This is a genomic window from Fibrobacter sp. UBA2449, assembly GCF_002342555.1.
Lineage (GTDB): Bacteria > Fibrobacterota > Fibrobacteria > Fibrobacterales > Fibrobacteraceae > Fibrobacter.
This window is the reverse complement of record NZ_DDQF01000005.1, coordinates 262,311-266,889: the sequence shown is the minus strand read 5'-3', so window position 1 is coordinate 266,889 and position 4,579 is coordinate 262,311. Positions and strand designations below refer to the sequence as shown.

Sequence of the window (4,579 nt, the reverse complement as noted above, 5' to 3'; positions counted from 1 at the left end):
TGAGCGATTCCGAACTCCGCAACAAGTACCTGATTATGGGCTACATGCGCATCGACAAGATCAAGGATGTGCGCACGCGCCATATTCAGCGCTACATGGCGAACCCTGACCTTCCTGAACCGGAATGCATGCAGATGGAGCACAACTGGGCTGTATACGGACCGATGCGCTTCGTCTCCATGAACGATTCCTTCGTGGTGACCGACGAAATCCTCAAGGAATGGGGTTACAAGGGCCATGCGAGCCGCCAGCTCAAGGCTGTTTTCCAGAAGGAACACCTCGACCAGATTCTTTCGTACCTGGATTCGAAGGACGACAAGATTGACGAGTATATCGCGACTGTCGACGAGTACAAGGAAGCCCTCGAAGAAGGGTAATGACGTTTAAATCCGTTTTTTAAACAGCGACGCCCCCGCATTTTTGCGGAGGCGTTTCTCTTATGCACCGAAGGTGTCTTATTTCACAGTCTTGATGGTTGAGGCGCTCGTCTTCACGATGTACATGCCCTTCTTGAGGTCGAGGCGGAGAGTTCCGTCCGCGTTCAGGGCCTGACCCTTGATTCCGCTCCAGAGGAGGTTTCCGTTCAGGTCGAACACCCTCGCTTCGGCATTCATGTCGCTTGCGGCGAAGTTCGTACGAATGCCCTTGATGGCGTTGGTGCCGCAGCCGGTGGCGACAATCTTTGCGATGTAGATGCCCGCGTTGTCGCTGTTGAACGAGAGCTGCGTGGAGCCGAAGGGGGCTCCGGTCGAGTCAATTTCGTTTGCGAGCGGGACGGATACTTCGGCCCAGGAGCCCGCGGGGGCGGTGTTTCCGTACTGGTAGTTGCTCCAGGTGCTGCCGCCCGCGCCGCCGATGTTTACGGAGGCGTCTTCGGCGTCGATGCTACGCATGGTGAACACGAGATCCTTGCACTTGGTGAGCGGTTCCTTCACTGCGGCTGCATCGGGGATTGTGAAGAGGGCGTGCTGGTAGCCGCAGTCATCCTGCGCGCATCCTGCGAGCGGAACCTTCACGTACTTGGAAATTCCGTCGAGCGCGGTCGTCTCGAAGGTGACCTTGCCGAGGGTCTCGTCGCTCTTCCAGCCTGCTGCGGAAGTTTCGTTCGCGTAGTCCACAATCACGAGAGAATCACCGAAGTTCTGGTTGGGGTCAATGTACGGGTCGTCGATGGGGGAGTCTTCGCACTGGAGCGCTGCCGTGTTGCTCGTGGTGAATACGACCGTGGTGATGGACTTTGCCGGGGCGTCGATGATGGCGCCTGCGGTGATGGTCTTGCTCTTTTCGCCGCTTTCGGTAGACTGCACGGCGTAAACCGGGTTGTAGCCGTTCACGGAGAAGTTCAGGTTCTGTGCGGAACCCTTGTTGATGGCGATGACGGAAATGGAGTCGCAGTCGGCGCTACGGAAGGCGACTGCATAGACGTTGCTACCGTCGGCGGTGCTGCTCACGACGCGCCAGCCCGGGTTCACGAACTTCGAGTAGTGGCGCATGGCGTGGTATTCGGGGTTGATGTAGAGCTTTGCCTCGGTGCAGCTGCTCCAGCCTTCGCCCGGGCAAACGCCGATGAGCTGGCCGTTCTGTTCACCCCAGAAGAGTTCCCATGCGATGTAGGCGTTGAGCTTGCCGCTTGTAAAGCCTACCTGCATGATGTGGGCGAGACCGAGCATGTCCTGCTCGCGCACGGCAGTATCCATGGTGCAGAATTCCGTCATGATGATGGGCTTGTTGTCGCTGCCGTAGTTTTTGCCGATGGCGGTCATCGCCTTGCGGAAGTTTTCCGGATTCAGGTAGTTGGTTCCGGAGTTGTCGTTGCCGTCACCGGCATGGTACAGATGGTAGGCGTAACCGTCGAGGTTCTTGTCGTCAAGCGCCTTTGCGTACTTTTCGAAGTTGCTGTAGCCGATACCGAGCGGTTCGGGGCCGATAATCTTCGGCGGGTTTGCAAGCGTGCTGATGGAATCGCGTACGGCCTGGAGCGCCTGCTTGTAACCGGCAATCCCGTTGCTTTCGGTAGGCTCGAAGAGGGTTTCTTCGTAATCGGCTTCCATGTCGGGTTCGTTCTGCAGGCTGATGTAATCGGGAGTGATGCCCGCGGTGGCGTAGGCCTGCAGGCTCTTTTTCCACCAGCCGGCGAATTCGCTGTAGACGAACTTGCCGTACGGGTCGCTGTTCGAAGTCTTGAGTGTCTTGTCGGCCTTAGAATGGCCCTGGTTTCCGTTCACGCTGCCACTCGGCTTGAGCCTGCCCGGTGCAGACCAGCTGGACATCTCGATCTTGAGGCGGTTGCCGAGGCGTTCCTTGCCAGCCTTCACGATGGCGGCATCGGCGGAGATGCTTGTGGTGTCTTCCTGCTTCCAGTTGCCGATGCGGAGGAGTGAGAGGTTGAGACCGTTAAAAGCGGTGTCATAGAAGTCCTTCTGCATCGAAGAGCTCATGGCGGTAATCCAGCTCTGGTAGTAGGCGGCGCCTGCACCGAAGCCCACGACCTTTTGTGCCGTGGTGGCGGGATCTATCGTGATATTTGCGGCTGAAGCTATTGATGCTGCAGCAAGGGCGACCGAGGCCGCTGTCAGGGATTTCTTAAACATACACACATCCTTTCTTTTTACTCCCCAACCCCAGAAACCATCAATTATCAATCATCAATTAATTAGTAAGCTCCTTCGCCCTTGAACACGACTTTGAACGTCTTGAGGATCAGCTTGAAGTCTTCTCCGAGCTTGCCGTCGCGGCGGATATAGTCATTGTCGAGTCGCATCTGCCCTTCGAAGGAAATGTTGCTTCGGCCGCTCACCTGCCAGATGCAGGTCAGGCCCGGCGTCACGGACAGGCGCATGCGGTGCCAGGGTTCGTATTCAGCCACTTCGGAAGGGATCGGCGGGCGCGGGCCTACGATGGACATGTCGCCTTTGATGATGTTCACGAGTTGCGGCAGTTCGTCGAGGCTGAACTTGCGGAGGATGCGGCCGAACGGATAGATGCGTGGGTCGTTCTTCATCTTGAACGTCTTGCCGCCCGTCTCGTTCTGGGCCATCAATTCTTTTTTGCGTTCTTCGGCATCCACGTACATGCTTCGGAACTTGTACATCGTAAACAGTTTGCCGTTGCGGCCCACACGCGTTTGCTTGAAAATGACCGGTCCCTTGTGGTCGCTGATCTTTACCGCGAGCGCACAGAACAGGAGCAGCGGGGAAAGGACAACCAGGGCGAGGCTCGAACAGGCGATGTCCGTAATGCGTTTCACAACGTGGCGGTAGCGTATCTTGTGCGGGTGCTGCCAGATGTGGTCGAGGTTCAGGCGTTCGAGCGAGAAGAAGCTTCCGTTCGTGCTGTTGAAGTCCTTGATCTTGTCCTCGAGTTCCAGGTTGTCCTTCTCCTGGAGCCCGGTGTAGATATATGCCTTGAAGATGGGCGACTTGGGCTTGTGCCTGAGGGCCTGGATGAGGCCTGCGTCGTTCAGCTTGTGGAGGATTTCCTTGCGGATGGACTCGAGCGTCGAAAGGTCCGAATTCAGGAGGATGATGCCGAGACCGCTGCTGTCGGAAAGGTAGCCGAGGACATCGATAAACCTGAGGTGCGAGAACATGGTGAGCACGCTGATGCGCCAGGTACGCTCGACGGTGCGCGAGGGGCTCCCCCAGCCGAAAAAGTCGTACTGGTGCGAGTAAATCTTGATGAACAGGAATGGCCTGCGGGTGCGGTTCGCCCTTAGGAATTCCTCGTTGAGGCGCGTCCTGAAGAGGCGTGCCGGATAGACAATGTTCTTGAGCTTCTGCTCGTTGAGCAGGTTGCTGATTGCCGGATTGGATATTTCCTGTTCCATGCGTAAAAATTTAGAAAAAAATGCACCTGGCTTGTTTTGGTAGGAAAAAACACAAATGTGCAAATTTCCTGAACGTAAACAAACCTTTACCAACGGGCGGTGAAAAAAGGAGGGGCTTGTTCGGTAGAACGGGGCATGCTGTTTTTTCTATATTATGTCTCCGAAAAATTTAAAATGGAGACGCAATATGCTGCGTATTGGCTTAATTGGTACTGGAACCGTCGGTGGCGGTGTCATTCAGATTCTTGAACAGAAGATTGCCGAGTACAAGGAAAAGCTCGGTGTCGAACTCGAACTCGCCTGCATCTGCGCGAAGTCCGAAGAAGAAGTCGCCCCGTACAAGGCGAAGGGCTACAAGGTTTCGACCAACGCCGACGAGATGATTGCCGGTAACGATATCGACGTGCTCGTTGAACTGGCCGGCGGCTACAACATGCCGCGCAAGTGGATTCTCGCTGCCCTCGAAAGCGGCAAGCATGTGGTGACCGCGAACAAGGCCCTCCTTGCCAAGTACGGCCACGAGATTTTCCCGCTCGCAGCCGAAAAGGGCCTGCATGTGCTGTTCGAAGCCGCGGTTGGCGGTGGCATTCCTATTATCCGTAGCTTGCAGGAAGGTTTGCTCGGTTCGACCGTCGAACACCTGAGCTGCATTATCAACGGTACCTGCAACTACATCCTGAGCCGCATGGCCGACGAAGGCCTCGACTTTGATGTGGTTCTGAAGGACGCCCAGAAGCTCGGCTTTGCCGAAGC

Annotated in this window: 3 protein-coding genes and 1 pseudogene; 2 read left to right on the top strand and 2 right to left on the bottom strand. The window is 56.2% G+C overall.

All coding sequences use genetic code 11. From position 1 onward, the window contains the following. Window positions 1–377: pseudogene (locus tag B4B27_RS02725) on the top strand (hypothetical protein); the annotation flags it as partial. Window positions 378–455: 78 nt separating this feature from the next. Here the strand turns inward: B4B27_RS02725 and B4B27_RS02720 are convergent. Next, on the bottom strand, window positions 456–2,591 hold the full coding sequence (locus B4B27_RS02720; protein WP_290723413.1) for a glycoside hydrolase family 30 beta sandwich domain-containing protein: 2,136 nt from the start codon (window positions 2,589–2,591) through the stop codon (window positions 456–458). A gap of 62 nt (window positions 2,592–2,653) precedes the next feature. After that, the gene (locus tag B4B27_RS02715) at window positions 2,654–3,826 is read right to left on the bottom strand and encodes a sugar transferase (protein ID WP_173365310.1); all 1,173 of its coding nucleotides are present in this window, start codon (window positions 3,824–3,826) and stop codon (window positions 2,654–2,656) included. 187 nt (window positions 3,827–4,013) lie between these two features. Here B4B27_RS02715 and B4B27_RS02710 point away from each other — a divergent pair. Then, window positions 4,014–4,579 (top strand): homoserine dehydrogenase (locus B4B27_RS02710; protein WP_290723644.1); only part of this gene is annotated, 566 nt, incomplete at its 3' end.